This window comes from Kothea flammea (genome assembly GCF_052161645.1).
In the GTDB taxonomy this organism is placed as follows: Bacteria; Planctomycetota; Planctomycetia; order Pirellulales; family Pirellulaceae; genus Laterigemmans.
The window spans coordinates 4,140,477-4,158,187 of sequence record NZ_CP197414.1 but is presented as its reverse complement, the minus strand read 5'-3'; the positions used below and the strand labels follow the sequence as shown (position 1 = coordinate 4,158,187).

Below are 17,711 nucleotides of genomic sequence, written 5' to 3'. Positions count from 1 at the left end.
ACGGAATCGACTGGTTTCCTACGGCCAGCAGTCGCCAGCGGTGACGGAGAATCGTCTCGCCAATTTGGCCGGCTATAATTTTGTTGTAAGCAGATGTCGATAAAACGGATAGATGCATCTCCTTTGAGTAATCCGCGGCGATTAACAAGCTAACGAACAAGGCGTTTCTTTGAGTATGCTTTCTAAGTTTTCCAGCCGGTTATTGGGCTGTTGGCAACATCAGCGTTGCTTTGGCAAGGTGGCTCTCCGGCGCTTTGGCGTCAGGCAGAGCACGCTCCCGTTAGCCAGCGTCGTGGCGGTGGGAATCGTGGTCGGGTTGAGTTGGCGACCCGTCGTTGCGGAGGATCCCCAACTGTCTGGCGTGATTGCGTCAGAAAAGAAAACTTATGATGTCGAGGTTGATCGCGACGTCTGCTTTGCCACGGTGGCTGGCGAGCGGTTGTTGTGTGACATCTACCGGCCGGTCCTTGCGGCACCGGCAGGTGAGGTGACGGGTAAGGCTTCGGGAGCGGAACCCGAGCGTTTGCGTCCGGCAGCGGTGGTTGTTCATGGTGGGGCTTGGGTCAGTGGCGACAAATGGGCCATTGGCGGACATGCTCGAGGACTGGCCGAAGCGGGGATTGTGGCGATTTCGATCAATTACCGTCATGCGCCCGATTTCAAGTTTCCCGCACAAGTTGACGATCTGCGGGCGGCATTGGTGTGGCTCTCCGGCGTCGCGGAGCAATACCAGATTGACCCCAAACGGGTTGGTTTAATGGGATATTCGGCGGGCGCTCATTTGAGCTGTATGCTGGGGACGTTGGTCGATGCTGAGTGGGAAACCGTCAAACTGACTACGAATTGGGAGCAGAACGACCAGCGATGGCAGCAGATGCTCAAGCCGCTGGCGATTGTCGCGGGGGGCGCGCCATGTGATTTTACGGAGGTTCCGCTCGATAGTTCCGCGATGGCTTTTTTCTTGGGGGGTTCGCGCGGTGAATTCCCACATTTGTACAAGGCGGCTTCGCCGGTGACTCACGCTTCGGCGGGCGATATACCAACGTTAATGATCCATGGCACTCGCGATTTAATTGTCCCGATCGCCAGCAGCCAGCGGCTGTTTCAGGCGCACCAGCGGTTGGGGGTTGCCAGTCGATTTGTGGCTCTCGAAGGCCCCGGCCACATGTGGACATTCATTCATCCAGAGTTGAAGCGGGAAGCTGTTGCGTTCCTGTGTGATCAGTTGGGTTTGACCAAGTAAGTTTCTCTTCCCGCCCGGGGCAAATTTCTGCATAATCGCGCGAGTCTATTTTGCTAAAGCAACGCAAGGATGCGAGCCGACCGATGGTGGATCTGAAACGACTGCGAATTGGCCTGGTCGACTGCTGCGTTTATCTCTTTGTTCGTTGTTTGATCGCATTGATTCAGGTCATGCCGGAGGCGAAGGCGGCCGCGATGTGTCGCTTAGGCGCCTGGTTGTTTGTCGGGCCCCTGCCAGTTCGCAACCGGACTCTGAAAGAAAATTTGGAGAGGGTGTTCCCGGAGGCGAGCTCCGGTCAGCGACGTGAGTTGGCTCGCGCGATGTGGTACCACCTGCTGTTGATGGTCTGTGAAATTGCCTGGGCTCCTCGGCGGTTGCATCGCAGCAATTGGCGGCAACACGTGCATTGTCCAAATCCCAGCATGTTTTTGAATTGTGTGTTGTCGCGTCGCCCTAGCGTGTTGGTGACGGGGCATTTCGGCAATTTTGAATTGGGTGGTTATCTAACCGGTTTGATGGGGATCAGCACCACGACCATTGCGCGGCGGTTGGATAACCCACATCTGCATCGTTTTGTCAGTGATTTTCGCGGAGCCAAGGGCCAGCAGTTGCTCGACAAGCATGGTTGTGCCGCGGACGTGGACCGTCATTTAGCGAACGGCGGGCGGCTTTCCTTGTTGGCCGACCAACATGCCGGGCCCAAGGGTTGTTGGACGAACTTTTTGGGTCATCAAGCGAGCTGTCACAAAGCGTTAGCCCTGTTCACGCTCTCCGGTGGGGCTCCGATGGCTGTCGCTTACACGATTCGCCAGTCACGACCGATGCAGTTTGAACTGGGTTGTGAAGGGGTGGCCGACCCACAGCAGCAGACGGCGGAGTGCCAGAGTGTTCGCGAACTGACCGAGTGGTACAACGCCAAGTTGGGGAAGGCGATCAGCCGAGCCCCGGAGCAATATTGGTGGGTCCATCGTCGCTGGCGAGAAAAACCGCAGCGTGTGCGGAAAACACAGGCGGCGGTGTCGAAAGCGGCTGATAGCAAAGCGGCGTGATTTAGCTGCCCAGCCGAATCGGTCGGGTTAGCGCTTTTGGCGCTAGCTACAGTTTTGTTGAGCGGGTGAATCGGTCCGAGTTAGCGGTTTTGGCGCTAGCCACCGTTTCGTTGGGCGGGTTTTGTTTGGGTCAAAACGGGAACCGCGGCTAGCGCCATTGCGGCTAACGGGAACCGCGGCTACTGATCCACACCGGTTTCGTTTGTCGTCGCGGCGGGCGTTGGCGTGAACTCGACAGCTTGTTGGGTGCGGGGCGTGGTTTCAAGGTGAGGTTTCAGTTCGCGGACCAGGAAGTCGGTCATTAACCGATAGAGGTGGAACATCTGCCGTGATTCGCGGACGCCATGAGCCGCGTTGGGATAGAACATCACGTCGAATTGCTTGCCAGCCTTTTGTAGGGCGGCGATCAATTGAAGGGTGTTGCCGGGATGGACGTTGTCATCGACTTCGCCGTGCACCAGTAAGATGCGACCGTGTAAGTTCTTGGCATCGGCAAGCACGCTAGTCTGCTCATAACCCGCTTCGTTCGCTTGCGGGGTATCCATGTAGCGTTCAGTGTAGAAGGCGTCGTAGTTGCGCCAATCGGTGACGCTGCCACCGGCGATTCCGGCGGCAAACTCGGTGCTGTGCGTCATCGCGTAGGCTGTGTAGTAGCCGCCGAAGCTCCAGCCGCGCATGGCAACGCGATCGTCGGCAACCCAGGGAAGTTGTTTGAGCGCCGCGACGGCGACTAGCAGATCGCTCAACTCTTGCACTCCCATTCGCCGGTGAACGGTCCAAGTGTCGGCGATGCCACGGCCCCCGCTGCTGCGATTGTCGACAACCATCACGCCGATTCCCAGTTTGGCCAGCAACTGGTGGTAGAGATAATTTCGCCCGCCCCAGCGATTCACGGCCGAGGCCGCTTGCGGGCCACCGTAAGTGTAAACCAACACGGGATACTGTTTGTTGCCAGATCGCTGATCGAGATTCCAAGGGGGGATGATGTATGCTGGTAAGGCAACACCATCCTCGGTGGTAATGTCGAGCCACTGGGGTGAAGAGAGGGGCATGGATTTCCAGGCAGCCGGCGACGTTTCTTCTTCATTGACCAGCGGCATGGAGAGTGAGCCGTCGATCTCCAGCAGACGCTTGGCCGGTTCGGTAGTCAGCGTGCTGAAGGTGTCGGTGAACCAGCGGCCATTGGGAGATACTTCCGGAGCGTGCCAGCCTTCACGCGTGGTCAAAGCTTCGACTTGAGCGGCGGGATCGGAACCGAGCGTCCAGCGAACCCGGTAAAGATGTTGGTCGCGGATCCCGCCGTCGCGATTGCCGACCACAAACAGATCACGATCGTCGGCGACCACGCGGACGATGTCGCGGACATCCCAGTCTCCCGCGGTGATCGGAATGCGTCGCGAGCCGTCCTCGGATACTCGCCAAACGTGTCTGCGTCCTGCTGGCAGGTCGCTGAGCCAGAGAAACTCGCCCCCCGGCAGCCACCTCGGTTCGCCTAAGATTTCAATCCAAGCCGGCCCTTCTTCGCGAAGCAAGACGCGAGGTTTGCTGCCGGCAAAATCGGACTCGCGGAGTTCGAGCCAAGTTTGAATGCGATTTTGGATTTGATAGGTCAGCCGCCGCCCGTCGGGCCGCCAAGTCACACGCACCACCAACGTTTCAGCTTCGGAGCCTGTCGGCTCATGAATGACCGTTGTTTGCAGCGAGTCGGTATTGACGATCAACAGCGAAGCCAAAGGGATCGGATCACCAGCTTTGGGATAGCGGGCCACCAGTGCTTCACCGCGGGGCGTGGAGCCGCGGGTGAGGGTAAACTCCAGCACTTGGGAAATATCAATTTTCAAAAAGGCGACGTGGCGGCTATCGGGACTCCACCAGTAACCTTTGAAGTTGCCCCGGCCGTAAATCTCTTCTTGATAGGTCCAGTCCAAACGCCCCGACAGCAACGTCTCCGAACCATCTTGAGTGAGTCGCAAGATTTCGCCGCTGTCAACTTTGATGACGTAGAGATCGTTGTCGCGAACGTAGGCGATCGCCGAACCGTCGGGACTGAGTTCGGGGGTTTGCCAACCGCGTGCATCGCGGCTCACCAGTCGCGGCGGCTCGCCACCACCGACGACCGCGATCGCGGGGCCGATCCGCACCATCACCGGGTCATCGAGATGCTCCGCTTGGCTGGTCAGATTTGTTGCCGCAGCTTCGAGTGCACGGTCGGAAAAGCCTTGTAGTTTCCCCAGTTCCTGGCGGGCCTGCTGGGGCCAAGCCCAGGGTTGCTTGTCGCCGGTTTTAGGATCCCAAACTTCCCATTCGGTTCCCTGGCGGATTGCCAGCGAAGAGTTCTCGAGCCAGCGGGTGGCGGGTGGCGCAGGAGCAAAGTAATTAAATCGGTCGTCGGGATGAAACAGTGATTCAACAGACAGCGGCGGAGTCTCCACCGGTTCCGTTTTCTGCTCGGCATTCGATTCTTGCCCGGCTGTTGATTCTTGCGCGGTGAGGCAAGCCGGAGCCAACCAAGCTGGAGCCGAACAGACGGTCGCCAGCAAGAAAGTCAAGCGAAGGAGTTGCGTGGGCATCTGCGGGAAGGCTCCTGGAAAGCAAGTTAGCAGCGAGACAAATGAACGCGAGACAAATGAACGCGAGACAGGTTAGCAGCGAAGCGGAGAACCGATAGCGGAGGCTTGCCAGCGGCAATTCGGACTATGCGGTGTGGATGGCTCGTTTATCAACCGCCATCGCCGCCTCGTGCAAAGCTTCCGAGAGCGTGGGGTGTGCGTGGCAAGTGCGGGCGATGTCTTCGCTGCTGGCACCGAATTCCATCGCCGCGGCCGCTTCGGCGATGATGTCGCCGGCTCGCACGCCGATGATGTGGACACCCAAGACGCGGTCGGTTTTGGCATCAGCCAAAATCTTCACGCGTCCTTCGGAGTCGCCCAAAGTTTTCGCGCGGCCGTTGGCACCGAAGGGGCAAATACCTTTGACATATTCAATGCCCGCTTCTTGCAACTGCTCTTCGGTGCGTCCGACGCTGGCGATCTCCGGATGGGTATAAACGATCGCGGGAATCACGTCGTAATTGACATGGCTGTGGATGCCATGCATGCGTTCGACACAGACGATTCCTTCTTCCATCGCTTTGTGTGCCAACATCATGCCGCCGATGCAATCCCCGATGGCGTAGATGTTACCGGTGGAAGTGTGATAGTTCTGATCGACTTGGATGAATCCACGACGATCGAGGTTCAACCCGACATCTTCCAAGCCCGCTTCGAATGTTGCCGGTACGCGACCGGTGGCGACCAGCACGCGATCGGCGGTCAGCGTTTCGCCATCTTTGATTTTGACTTCGCACATATCACCGACCACTTTGGCAGATTCGACGAAGGTGCTGGTGCGGAACTCGATGCCCTGTTTGCCAAAGGTGCGATGAGCGATCTTGGCAATTTCGTTATCCATCCCGGGCAAGATGCGATCGAGCGCCTCGAGCGTAATGACTTCGCTGCCGAGGCGATTCCAGACGCTGCCCATCTCCAAGCCGATGTAGCCTCCGCCGATCACCACCAGTCGTTTGGGAACCTCGGGGAACGAGAGTGCCATGGTGCTGTTGCCAATCCGCTGGCCATCCTCTTCGACACCGCGCAAGCGGGCGGGCCGACTGCCGAGGGAAAGCAAAATGCGATCCCCCTGGATCAGCATTGGTTCAACCGTGGGATCAACCGTCGGTTCGAGCGCGATCGACTCCACGTCGCGCATCCGCCCCCGTCCGTGGTAGGCGGTGATTTTGTGTTTTTTGAACAGCATGTCGATACCGCCAGTCAGCCCGGCGACGATCTCGTCTTTACGCTGCTGCATGCGGTTCAAGTCCAGCTGCAGATCGCCGACCATCAGGCCATGCTCGCTGAATCGCTCTTTGGCTTCGTGGTAAAGGTGGCTCGATTCGAGCAACGCTTTGCTGGGGATACAACCGACGCGGACGCAGGTCCCCCCGAAGCGAGCATTCTCTTCGATAACTGCTGTGTTCATTCCTAATTGAGCGGCGCGGATCGCGGCGACGTAGCCAGCAGGTCCACCACCCAAAACAACCAGATCGTGGCGAGCGGTCTTCATGGTTGATCGATGCAATTCGTAAAGGTGCATACAAAAATGGGAGGGAACAAACTGGGGCCCACCCGTGGTCTGAAAAGTGTAGATTGCCGGTCGCTCGGCGAACACCGGGAGCCGACTGGATTAGCTAGAAAACGAACTTATTCCTTTTTCCCTACCGGTTTGCCTGATCAGTAGGGACGGTTTGCCTGGCCGGCTGGGAAACACCCGCTGTCCCCCTCAACGTTGGCTTGCCGATCAGTTATAACGAAAACCGAGGAGCGCGGACCGCCGGAGTTCGAGCCTCGTTTGCAGCAGATTTTCGCTGTCGCTTCCCCCGCTTGCTCCCCAACGGCCTCTTGATTCGTCAACTTCGTTCCGCCATTGGGCCAATCTTGGCGTTGCTGTTGTTTTCAGCCGCCATTGTGCTGCTGGTTCGCGACTTGCAAAAGATCGAATGGGACGATTTCGTTGCCGGAGTCACCGGAGTTCCGCCGCTCTACCTGGCTTTCGCGGCACTCATGGTGGCTTTGAATTACTGTCTGTTGACGACCTACGATATGCTGGCACTGCGATATGTCAAACGCTCACTGCCGCTGCGACGCGTTGCTTTGGTTGGATTTCTCGGTTACGCGTTGGGCAACAATCTGGGGACGTTGATCGCGGCCACTCCGCTCCGCTTTCGGCTCTATACGCAGTGGGGGCTAAAGCCCAAGCAGATTATGGCGATCGTAGTGCTGCTGGGGATGACTTTTTGGAGTGGTATTTTCTGGCTGGGTGGAACGGTCTTGCTGTTTGTGCCGATCCCCTTGCCTCCGGAGGTTAAATTGCCACTTTCAACGCAGGCCCTCGGCGCGATCTTGCTGTCGGGCGGCGTTCTGTACGCGATCATTTGTTACGCTTGGCGACGCCCGCTGCCAATCTCTGGGCTCCAGCTGCAACCGCCGGCTTTCGATTTAATGGTGCTGCAGGCTGCGGTCGCGATTTTGGATTTGACCATCTCGGCGATCGCTTTGTATCTAGTCTTACCCGGCGATGTTGTCGTGCCGTTTGCCTTGGTCTTGGCCGCTTTTCTGACCGGCTTAACCGCTTCGCTAGTCAGTCAAATACCGGGCGGTTTGGTGGTGCTGGAACTGATCCTGCTAAAACTACTGGCCAACGATGTCGGTAACGCGGTGATCGGTTCGCTATTGATTTTTCGGTTGCTGTATTATGTGTTGCCGTTGATCGTCGCCCTGGTGCTGTTGGCCGGTTACGAAATCTCGCGGCGCCGCCAGCATTTTGCCTTCCAGCGAATGGCCAATCAGCATTGAGCTCGCCCGCAAGTTGCCCGCCGGTAGCGGTAGCTGGCCGGTAGCTGTAGCTGGCTCCTTGGCGGTTGCCCGTCTTTGGTGTGTGTTGCCCTGGGTATGCGATTTGCGATTCGATTCTGACACCGTGAACCAAGCGCGTGGTTACGGCGGCGTGCTTCGTTCGCATTATTGCAATCGCAAAATTAGGAGCCGAACAGACGGCCACGAATCGCGAAGATCGAGCGACTCCGACGTGACGCGCATCCACGCCTAACATGGGCGGGAGGAGCAACGTGGTCTATGAGGACTCCGGCTCGAAGCGGCGATGAGCCCGTCCTGAGTCAAGGGCTGCGGGAGCCAGAGCTGCCCTGAATCTCAGCTTCCCCTGAAATTACGGCTGTTCTGGTTTTTCTGCGACCCGGACGGCCGGTTCGGCGGCAGGCTTAATGTCTGATTCCGCTGGCGTGTCTGCTGTTGGCGTCGACTGCTCAGCCAACCTGGGACCTAAAATGGGCACGCCGTTCTGGTAGCGGACTTGGGCGTTGTAGTTAACCGGCGGTCGTTCAAACATGCTGCTCGGCGTGGCGCCCTCGACCGTCGTCTCGCCGAACTCAAACCCGGCACCGATCAATCGCGTTTTTCCTCGCACCGAGCCCGACTGTAGCGGCCCCACACCCATGATGTAGGTGTCACGAGCGGTCGTGGAAGAACGGGCCACGCCCGATTGCCAAATCGGCTGACGCGTCTCCCGGTGGTAAGCAAAGGCGGCCACCTTGGCGGCTCCTTCGCGCGCTTCGCGTCGCGCCAGGCTCAGTTCCGGCAAGACCGGAATGGGCGGTAAAGTGGGTAGCGCCTGGGCGGCCGATGAAAGTGCCGAATTGGCTGGAATTCCATAAGTGACTTGGAATGAATCGGAACCCAAAGTGCCGACGCGTGCTTCAATGATGATGTCGGCGGCTTCCGCGCTGTCTTGCAGCAAGCACCCAGCAGCCAAGACTTGTTGCCGCAACGCGCTGGTCACGTAATCGGCGTTGACGAACCCCGGGCCTTTGACTGTCTTGATATATTGAGTATCCAGAAAAACCTTGTTCCCGCCGAGCGGACGAAAATCGATCGCCGCGATGCTATCATCCACCGCGTCGGAGAGCAGCAATTGTTCGGTTGCCTCGAAACTCTTGGTCGTGCCACACCCCCCCGCGATGCTCGCGAAAACGACTAGCAGCAGGCCCCGCCACATAAAACGACGGGGCTCGCCGCCCCGAACGGCTCCCACAATTGCCCCGCCCACGGCAAGCCGCCAGCGAACAACTCGCTCTCGGCCGAGATGGTGAGGAGTTTCGGGGAGGACCAATTTGTTCATGAAAGGTGGGGAGGAAAGTTTCGGAAGGAGGCTCGCCGGCTGTTGGCGGCCTGGCTAGCCAACGGAATCGGCTGGCCAAGGGTAAACGTAGGCCCAACCAACTTCCAAGATCAATTCCCGGTTGACTTGCCGCAAATCAACGTAAAGCTGTCTAAGTTACAGACCCGTTTATTCGTCCTGTGGGCCGGTCGTGACCAGCTCGCTTTACCCCGTTCACCACATTGCTATGTCCCTCGGAACCGCTTTTCGCGCGTTTTTCGCCGCTCTCGGCAATCGCGATACCTCAGCCGCTATCCAAGCAGTACTCGATCGCCCCACCGCCGGCGAATTACCCCCGCCAGTTGATAAAAAGGGTGGATTAGGAGGCCCTGGTAAGCCAGCAGCTGCGGCTGTGGCGAGTCCTCGCAGCGAGGCGGTCACTTTACTGGCGATGTTGCAACGCGAATCGAGGCTGGTGGATCTCGTCCAAGAGCCGCTTGAGCAGTTTTCGGACGCGCAAGTTGGTGCCGCCGCTCGCCCCTGCTTGCAGCAATGCCAGCAAACATTGCAAAGGGTGTTCGCTTTGACCCCGTTGGTGGCGACTCCCGAGGGGCAAGTCGTGGAAATTCCAGAAAATCCTTCGCCCCTGCGATACCAGTGGCTTGGCGATAGCGGGACCAGTGGGGCAAACCAAGCGGCCGCGGGGAAGCCTTCCAGTGGAGCGGCTAGCACTGGTACGCTTGTGCATGCCGGCTGGCTGGCCAAACAATGTGAACTGGCCCAGTGGACGGGACCTGCGAATGATGCGCTCGTCGTCGCGCCAGCTCAAGTACAAGCCTGAGCAACGCCGCGATCGTGAATCACTTTCGATCAGCGTGCGATCAAATGTTGTGCGAACAAATATCGTGACAACAAATGTTGTCAAAACAAATATCTTTCAAACCAGTTTCGTGAAGTCGATCGGTCCGCACACGAGTCTTCCGATTCGCCCCCCCACACCATCCCAGCTAGCCTCCGCCTCATGGATTCACGTTATACAATCGGCATCGACTTGGGCACTACCAACTCGGTTGTTGCCTACGCCGAATTGACCGCCGAGCTGCCCGAGTTGCAGTTGTTGGAGATTCCTCAAGTGGTCGCGGCTGGGCAAGTGGAGTCCCGCCAGTCGTTGCCTTCGTTTCTGTACCTTGCGGCCGAACATGAACGGGCTGCTTTTCAGCTGCCTTGGCAAGCCGAGCCGCCGTCGTGGGTGGTGGGGGAATTGGCGCGGCAGAGAGCGGCCGAGCAGCCACAGCGAGTCGTGGCGGGGGCAAAAAGCTGGCTTGCCCACCACGGGGTCGATCGTCGTGAGCCGATTTTGCCTTGGGAAGCGCCCGATGAAATCGGCAAGATTTCGCCATTGACCGCCACGGAGGCTTATTTGCAACATTTGGTCGCCGCTTGGAATCATGCCTTTCCCGATGCCCCGCTGGCCGACCAACGCGTGGTGTTGACCGTTCCCGCTTCGTTTGACCCGGCCGCCCGCGATTTGACCAGCGAAGCGGCTCGGCGAGCCGGTTTGCCCGACGAGATGGTGTTGTTGGAGGAGCCCCAAGCGGCCGTCTATCGTTGGCTGCGAGAACGTCATGAAGATTGGCGCGAAGAGCTGGGGCGGGGCGATTCCTTGCTGGTCGTCGACGTGGGTGGTGGCACCACCGACTTGACGCTGATCCGCTTGGATGAGGTTGCCGGCAATGTCGAGCTGCAACGTCAAGCGGTCGGGAACCACTTGCTGGTCGGCGGCGATAACATGGACTTGGCGCTGGCTCACCTCGTGGCCGGCCAATTAGCGGCGGAAGGTCACTCGCTCGATCCTTGGCAGAACGTCGCCCTGTGGCACGCCTGCCGCACCGCGAAGGAACAGTTGTTGGCTCCCGGTGGACCGTCTTCCACAACCGTTTCAGTGCTCGGTCGCGGCAGTCGTTTGATTGGCGGCACGATTTCGACCGAATTGTCCGCGTCAACCGTCGTTTCGATGTTTCTGGAAGGCTTCTTTCCCGCTTGCGAAGCTGAGGCGAAACCGCAAGCGAACGTGGCTTCGGGGTTCCAAGATATCGGTTTGCCCTATGAGTCGGACCCGGCCGTGACTCGCCATCTGGCCGCCTTCCTGGCTGCCCATCGGCGGCGAGCTGGCGAGCAAAGTGGCGAGCAGGTTAGCGGGTCCGAAGATTCATCGAACCAACCGGTGCCGTCGCATTTGCTGTTCAACGGGGGTGTTTTTCGCGCGGCTATTTTGCGAGATAAAGTCAGCGAGTTGATCGAGTTGTGGTCGCAAGGGACGCGACCTCGCGTGTTGGGAGGGCCGGAGGATTTGGACCATTCGGTAGCTCTTGGAGCGGCTTTCTACGGCTGGTCGAAACAGCACGGCGGGATTCGCATTCGGGGAGGCACCGCTCGCAGTTATTACATCGGGATCGAAACCGCTGGGCTGGCGATCCCCGGTGCGCCGCGGCCGCTGCGAGCACTGTGCGTCGCTCCGCAAGGCATGGAAGAGGGGACCGCGGCGGAAGTACCCAGTCAAGAAGTTGGCATCGTGGTCGGACGCCCCGCGCAGTTCCGTTTCTTTTCGTCCACCGTCCGTCGCCAAGATGTGCCCGGTACTAGGCTCGATCGGTGGTCGCCGGATGAATTGGTGGAGAGCGATCCGATCCAAACCACGCTCGATTCCGAGTCGGCTGGCGAGGAACCTTTTTTACCGGTGCGATTTCAGAGTCGCGTCACCGAGTTGGGAGTGTTTGAGTTGTATTGTCAAAGTACGCGTGGCGATGAACGCTGGAAAATGGAATTCAACACCCGTGATGACCGTGGAGCCGGGCAGTCGTGAATGATGCCTCCAGGCCCTCGGATCCTGATGATCAGGCCCCGCCTCGCTATCTTGTCGGCATCGATTTAGGCACCACCAATTGCGCGGTGGCCTTTGTCGATTCGAGTGAGCCGGCTTGGCGAGTTGAAATTCTTGAGTTGCCTCAGTGGACCGATTGGGGGCAGATAGAGCATCGCCAGACATTGCCGTCGTTTTTGTATCAATTGACAGCCGAGGAGCGTCAAGCTTGCGGGCAAGGATTGCCCTGGGAGTCGGAGCCTGCCGAGCATGTCGCCGGCGTGCTGGCTCGCGACGCGGGGATGCAGCGACCGGGCAGGCGAATTGCTTCGGCGAAAAGCTGGTTGTCGCATGATGGTGTCGATCGCTCTGCCGATCTGTTGCCCTGGCATGGCGATGCCGATGTCCAGCGGATGTCGCCGGTGGCCGCCTCGGCTGAGTACTTGAGCCACATCCGCCGCGTCTGGGATCATGCCTTCCCGGCAGCCCCGTTGGCCCAGCAAGATGTTGTGATTACGCTGCCCGCTTCGTTCGATGAAGTCGCGCGGGAGTTGACCGTGGCGGCTGCCAAACAGGCCGGCTTGCCCCGCGTCTTTTTGATCGAAGAGCCGCAGGCGGCCTTTTACGCGTGGATCGATCACCATCGCGATCAATGGGAAGATATCGCCAAACCGGGGCAAACGATTTTGGTCTGTGACATCGGTGGCGGGACCAGCGATTTCACTCTAATTCGTGTCCGCCCGGCGGGGAGCGATGCCAATGCCGATCTGCATGGACAGCGTGTTCAATTCCATCGTGTTGCTGTTGGCAATCATTTAATTTTGGGGGGCGATAATTTAGACTTGGCGTTGGCCAGTTTCGCCGAACAGCGGTTGACGCAAACGGCCTCGGAACAAAGCGGAAACCAAGCGTTGCCGCCCCGCGATTGGGATCGACTCATTCAAGTTTGCCGATTGGCCAAGGAAACGTTGCTCGCTGAAGCACGCCCGGAGGCCTATTCCCTAACCCTTAGCGGCAGTGGTTCGCGGCTGATCGCCGCCGCCCGCACCATTTCTGTCAGCAGCGACGATATCGACCAATGTCTGGTCGAAGGCTTTTTTCCGTTAGTCCCCAGCGACGCGCGGCCGACCAGCGGGCACAGCGGATTTCGCGAGTTCGGTTTGCCCTACGCTAGCGACCCGGCGATCACTAAACACTTAGCCGAATTCTTGGCGATGCACGCTGCAGCGGGGCTTTCCGCCGACGAGTTGGCTGCGGCACAGGAACGGGGCGTCTCACCCGGCCGCCCCGATCTACTGTTGTTCAACGGCGGCGTGATGAACGCGCCCCGCTTGCGAAATCGGTTGGTGGAGACGATTGGCAGTTGGTTCAGCGAGTCGCAAAGTGCTAACGAGTCGCAAAGTGCTGTCCGGTCGCAAGCCGCTGGCGAATCATGGCGTCCACAAGTCTTGGAAGCGAATCGGCTCGATTTGGCCGTAGCGCACGGTGCCGCCTACTACGGCATGGTGCGTCGGGGCCAAGGAGTGCGAATTGCAGCCAACTTAGGACGATCTTATTACATGCAAGTCAGTGAGTCGCCGCCGCGAGCCATGTGCTTGATTCCGGCCAGTGCCGAAGCGGGACAAACGTATTCGCCAACCACCGAGTTGCAATTGGAAGTGGGCACTCCGGTGCAGTTTCCCCTCTGGGTCAGCAGCACGCGACTGGCCGATACCGCCGGGCAATTGATCGACATCGACTCCACGGTGCTCTCGCCGCTACCGCCGATCCGCACCGTGTTGTCGCGAGGAAGTCGGCGGCAAGCGCAGTCGATCGCCGTGCGAATTCAGACGGAGCTATCGGAGATCGGTACGCTAGGATTGTATTGTGTCGACGCCAACAGCGGGAAACGCTGGCGGCTGGAGTTTGACATCCGGGCCACTCTGGAGACCGACCGCGAGCAGCACCGCGGCGAAGGCGAAGCGGCCGGGATCGTCGACAGCGAAACGACGGAAGCTTGCGAACAGGTGATTCGAGCCGCTTTTGCCGGGGAACCTACGAAGTTACCGAAAGATGCAGGCGGGAAAGATGCTGGCGGGAAAGCTGTTGCCGTGAAGGATGGGGAGCGTTTGCCGCCCGGGAAAGTGATGCAGCGGTTACGGGCAGCCACGCAACTCGATCGTGGCAACTGGCCGCCTTCCCTGCTGCGAGAGATTTGGCGCGTGTTGCTGGAGTCCCAAAGTGGGCGGCGGCAATCGGCGGCCCATGAGGCTCGCTGGTTAAACTTGGTCGGCTATTGTTTGCGTCCAGGTTACGGCATGGCGGTCGACGATTGGCGAGTCGGCGAGGTGTGGCGAGCGGTGCATGGAAAATTGGCATTTACCGCCCCGCAGTCGCGGAGCGAATCGTTGATCCTCTGGCGGCGGATCGCCGGCGGGCTGACCAGTGGCCAGCAGGCCCAGTTGTTGGCTCCGCAAATGGCGATGCTGGCTGGGAAAGCGGGTAAGCTCGAGCCGCACGAAGCGGCCGAGTTGTGGCGGATGGTCGGTTCGCTGGAGTGGCTGCCGGCCAACACGAAAACTCAGCTAACTGAGTTGGCGCTGGACGAATCGGCTCGTCGCCGCAGCCAGTCTTATCGGCCGGCGCTGATCTGGGCCGTTGGTCGCTTGGCCAGCAGGCAGCCCGTTTATGGGCCGTTGAATGCGGTCCCCGAACCGGCCGCCATCAGCCAGCTTGTAACCAGGTTGCTCGACCAGCCGCTCGATGGGAGCCAAGAGCAGCTCGGTGTGCAGCAATTGGCGCTGATGCAAATCGCTCAAAACACCGGCGATCGCTATCGCGACTTATCAGCGGAAACGCGTCATCAAGTAGCCGATTGGCTGCGGCAAACTGCCGCACCTGAGCGATATATTCATCAGGTACTCGAGGGAAATTCATTAGCCGCACAGGACGAAACGGCGTTATTTGGGGAGTCGCTGCCGCTGGGAATTCGCTTGATTCGCTGATTTTCGCCGCATTATTTCCCGCAATCGCTTGACAATTGTCGCAGAAATTGTGATGCTTATCGTTATTGAGACTCGATCTCAATGCAAGTGAGGTAACGGTGTTGGCTCAGGCGGCTTAGGGAGATTGGAACCATGACGACTTTAGATCAGCTAAAACCGGGTACGCAAGGACGAATTGTCCGCATCGATGGTGCGGATGGCATTGCCGCTCGTCTGCGGGAGATGGGCTTTATTCCCGGCGCGGCCGTGCGAGCGATGCGTCCAGCGCCTTTCGGCGACCCGCTCAAGTGTTTGATCCACGGTTGTCGGATAGCACTCCGCAGTGGCGAAGCGCGTCGCATCAGCATCCAGCCTGACGGCTGAGCATAGTAACGTGGCTGAATCTTTAACGCTGCCTGCTGCTCCCGCTGCTGTGCTACGAGTCGCCTTGATTGGCAATCCCAACACGGGCAAGAGCACCGTCTTCAATGCTTTGGCCGGGATGAACGCGCGGACGGGCAACTATCCGGGCGTGACGATCGAAAAGAAGGTCGGCCGCTATCGCTCGGGTGACACCACCGTCGAATTGATTGATTTGCCGGGGACGTACAGTTTGGCCCCCCGCTCACCAGATGAGTTGGTGGCGGTCGATGTGCTAACTGGCGAGACGTCGGTGACCGAGCCGATTGACGCTATTCTGTGCGTGGTCAGCGCCACGCAGCTGCAGCGGAATCTGTTTTTGGTCAGCCAGATTCTTGAGCTGGGCAAGCCGGTGGTGTTGGCGATCAACATGAGTGATGTCGCCGAGTCACGCGGTCAGAAAATTGATATCGAGCGGCTTTCCCAATCGCTGGGGATTCCCGTTGTGGCCACCGCGGCCGCTCGACGACGTGGGATCGAGCCATTGCGCGAGGCTCTTGAGCGGGCGGCAACTGGCCGGCAAAAACCAATGCATGCCAGGCCTCTGCCGGCGGAATTTTACGCCATTCGTGATCAATTTCGCCAACTGCTATTGGAACTGCCGCCAAGCCAGCAGGCCAACACTCAGCAGACAACCGCGATTCCTGACGACTACGTGTTGGAACGAGCGTTGTTAGATGTCGATGGTGAAGCCGAAGCGCGGTTGCGGCGCAGTTTCGGCGATCAGGTCAACGCCCAGATCCGTTCCGCTCGTCAGCGGATCAATGATCAATTAGGCAGCATGGTCGAGGTGGAATCGAACGCGCGTTACGCCTGGGCGGCTGGCAAATTGGCTGGCACAATTCAGCAAACGCAGGCTGAAAAAACCAGTTGGACAGATCGTCTCGACGCCATCTTCACGCATCGTGTTTTCGGATTGCTGTTGTTCGCGTTGATGATGTTTTTGGTCTTTCAGACCATCTACTCGTTGGCTCAGTGGCCGATGGAGTGGTTTACCACGAGTCAGGATTGGTTATCCGACTTGGTAGCCAGCGTGATCCCGCCTGGCATCTTACGGAGTTTAATCATTGATGGGGCAATTGCCGGAGTCGGCGGCGTATTGATCTTTTTGCCTCAGATTGCTCTTTTGTTTCTCTTCATTGCGCTGTTGGAAGATTGTGGGTACATGGCCCGGGCGGCTTTCTTGGTCGACCGGGTGATGAGTATTTTTGGTCTCAGCGGCAAATCTTTCTTGCCTTTAATGAGCTCATTCGCGTGCGCCGTTCCCGGCGTGATGGCAACTCGCGTGATCGAGAATCGCCGTGACCGCTTAGCGACGATTATGGTGGCTCCGTTGATGAGTTGCTCGGCGCGGTTGCCTGTGTATTTGCTAATGATCGCCGCTTTTGTCCCCGCGACGACTTATCTGAGCGGTTGGGTGACCTTGCATGGTCTCGTGCTAATGGCCATGTATGCGGTAGGCGTCGTCGCGGCGATCCCGGTGGCTTGGTTGTTGAAGATGACTTTTTTGCGAGGCGAGCCAGCACCTTTTGTGTTGGAGATGCCCGAATATAAAGTGCCGTCGCCGCGAGTCATTTTGGAACGCGTTTATCAATCATGCAAAGCGTTTGTGATTCGGGCCGGAACGCTGATCTTTAGCGCCTCGATTTTGATCTGGGCCGCAGGCTATTTTCCTGGCGATCATTCCCAGCAATTCGCTTTGATGCAAGAAATCGAAACGCTGGAATCGAGCATTGAAGCGTCTTCCGCTGAACGCGTTGAAGCTGAAGTTGCTGAAGCTGGAGAGGCCTTGGCACCACAACTTGAGTTGTTACAGCAACAATACAACACGGAGAGCGGTCGTTTGTTGGCCTCTAGTTTGTTGGGGCGCACTGGCCAATGGATTGAGCCGGTTGTTAAGCCGCTCGGTTGGGATTGGAAGATCGGTGTGGGGGCTATCGCCAGTTTCCCCGCGCGGGAAGTTATCATTGCCACGCTGGGAACGATCTACAGCTTGGGTGGTGAAACGGAAGACGAGGGGCTGATCGAGGCGTTGCAAGCCGCCAGGTGGCCCGATGGACGTCCCGTTTACACGCTGCCCGTGGCAATTTCGATCATGGTCTTTTTTGCCCTTTGCGCGCAATGCGTCAGCACTTTATTGGTGATCAAGCGAGAAACCAATTCCTGGCGATGGCCGATCGTCTCTTTTGTCTACATGACCGGTTTGGCCTACCTTGGCGCATTGGTCGTGTATCAAGTGGGGAGTCGGCTATGATCTGGCAAACCATCATTGCCTATGCGGCAGTCGCTTTAGCATTCCTGTGGGTTGTGCGGCACTCAATCCGCACCATTCGAGCTGGACTGAAAAAAGGCGGTTCAGTCAGCTCGTGTGCTGGTTGCACGATGAAACAACAACCAGGTAAGGCACTAAAAGTGCGGCCGCTGATTCAGTTAAACGCACCGCAGCGGCAGCACTCTGAGCAATAAAC

General features: G+C 58.4%; 12 protein-coding genes. 9 read left to right on the top strand and 3 right to left on the bottom strand.

What is annotated here, in order from left to right; genetic code table 11:
• Positions 1 to 175: 175 nt before the first annotated feature.
• Both SH139x_RS15710 and SH139x_RS15705 read left to right on the top strand, forming a co-directional pair.
• Positions 176 to 1,243: an alpha/beta fold hydrolase gene (locus SH139x_RS15710; protein ID WP_488356028.1), complete on the top strand. Its 1,068-nt coding sequence runs from the start codon at positions 176 to 178 to the stop codon at positions 1,241 to 1,243.
• 83 nt (positions 1,244 to 1,326) lie between these two features.
• A complete protein-coding gene (locus SH139x_RS15705) occupies positions 1,327 to 2,292 on the top strand; it encodes a lysophospholipid acyltransferase family protein (RefSeq protein ID WP_488350723.1) in 966 nt (321 codons plus the stop codon).
• Between the two features lie 179 nt (positions 2,293 to 2,471).
• Here the strand turns inward: SH139x_RS15705 and SH139x_RS15700 are convergent, their stop codons facing one another.
• Both SH139x_RS15700 and lpdA read right to left on the bottom strand, forming a co-directional pair.
• Positions 2,472 to 4,862 (bottom strand): S9 family peptidase, encoded by a 2,391-nt coding sequence (locus SH139x_RS15700; RefSeq protein ID WP_488350722.1) that lies wholly within the window; start codon positions 4,860 to 4,862, stop codon positions 2,472 to 2,474.
• Between the two features lie 124 nt (positions 4,863 to 4,986).
• Positions 4,987 to 6,393: a dihydrolipoyl dehydrogenase gene (lpdA, locus tag SH139x_RS15695; RefSeq protein WP_488350721.1), complete on the bottom strand. Its 1,407-nt coding sequence runs from the start codon at positions 6,391 to 6,393 to the stop codon at positions 4,987 to 4,989.
• A gap of 335 nt (positions 6,394 to 6,728) precedes the next feature.
• Between lpdA and SH139x_RS15690 the strand changes: the two genes are divergently transcribed.
• On the top strand, positions 6,729 to 7,682 hold the full coding sequence (locus SH139x_RS15690) for a lysylphosphatidylglycerol synthase transmembrane domain-containing protein (RefSeq protein WP_488350720.1): 954 nt from the start codon (positions 6,729 to 6,731) through the stop codon (positions 7,680 to 7,682).
• A 370-nt stretch (positions 7,683 to 8,052) separates the two neighbouring features.
• On the opposite strand, the gene SH139x_RS15685 is transcribed toward SH139x_RS15690, so the two are convergent.
• Positions 8,053 to 9,021 (bottom strand): DUF6655 family protein, encoded by a 969-nt coding sequence (locus tag SH139x_RS15685; protein WP_488350719.1) that lies wholly within the window; start codon positions 9,019 to 9,021, stop codon positions 8,053 to 8,055.
• A gap of 226 nt (positions 9,022 to 9,247) precedes the next feature.
• Here SH139x_RS15685 and SH139x_RS15680 point away from each other — a divergent pair, with 226 nt between their 5' ends.
• From SH139x_RS15680 to SH139x_RS15655, 6 genes are all read left to right on the top strand, one after another.
• Positions 9,248 to 9,841, top strand: coding sequence for a DUF2760 domain-containing protein (locus tag SH139x_RS15680; RefSeq protein WP_488350718.1), 594 nt, complete (start codon positions 9,248 to 9,250; stop codon positions 9,839 to 9,841).
• Between the two features lie 180 nt (positions 9,842 to 10,021).
• Positions 10,022 to 11,863, top strand: a complete 1,842-nt coding sequence (locus SH139x_RS15675; protein ID WP_488350717.1) for an Hsp70 family protein — start codon at positions 10,022 to 10,024, stop codon at positions 11,861 to 11,863.
• A complete protein-coding gene (locus SH139x_RS15670) occupies positions 11,860 to 14,844 on the top strand; it encodes an Hsp70 family protein (RefSeq protein ID WP_488350716.1) in 2,985 nt (994 codons plus the stop codon). Before SH139x_RS15675 ends, SH139x_RS15670 begins: the two co-directional genes overlap by 4 nt.
• A 132-nt stretch (positions 14,845 to 14,976) precedes the next feature.
• Positions 14,977 to 15,207: a FeoA family protein gene (locus SH139x_RS15665; protein WP_488350715.1), complete on the top strand. Its 231-nt coding sequence runs from the start codon at positions 14,977 to 14,979 to the stop codon at positions 15,205 to 15,207.
• A gap of 10 nt (positions 15,208 to 15,217) precedes the next feature.
• A complete protein-coding gene (feoB, locus tag SH139x_RS15660; RefSeq protein ID WP_488350714.1) occupies positions 15,218 to 17,497 on the top strand; it encodes a ferrous iron transport protein B in 2,280 nt (759 codons plus the stop codon).
• Positions 17,494 to 17,709 carry a FeoB-associated Cys-rich membrane protein gene (locus SH139x_RS15655; protein ID WP_488350713.1) on the top strand — a complete coding sequence of 72 codons (216 nt, stop codon included), beginning with the start codon at positions 17,494 to 17,496 and terminating at the stop codon, positions 17,707 to 17,709. The genes feoB and SH139x_RS15655 overlap by 4 nt, the downstream gene beginning before the upstream one ends.
• The last annotated feature ends 2 nt before the right edge of the window (positions 17,710 to 17,711 follow it).